General features: G+C 51.6%; 1 tRNA gene. It reads left to right on the top strand.

The features are described from left to right. Positions 1 to 136 precede the first annotated feature (136 nt). Positions 137 to 212, top strand: a tRNA-Phe gene (locus A3774_RS16275). Position 213 lies beyond the last annotated feature (1 nt).

Below are 213 nucleotides of genomic sequence, written 5' to 3'. Positions count from 1 at the left end.
CCAGATAGCTCAGTCGGTAGAGCAGAGGATTGAAAATCCTCGTGTCGGCGGTTCGATTCCGTCTCTGGGCACCACTTACATAGAAGGCTTGCATATAAAATCGCAGGCCTTTTTTGTCTCTGGATCGACTCATCATGCCCAGATAGCTCAGTCGGTAGAGCAGAGGATTGAAAATCCTCGTGTCGGCGGTTCGATTCCGTCTCTGGGCACCAC

The organism is Neptuniibacter marinus, from assembly GCF_001597725.1.
GTDB classification, from domain to species: Bacteria; Pseudomonadota; Gammaproteobacteria; order Pseudomonadales; family Balneatricaceae; genus Neptuniibacter; species Neptuniibacter marinus.
Note: the sequence above shows the minus strand (reverse complement) of the source record. Positions and strands in the feature narration are given on the sequence as shown.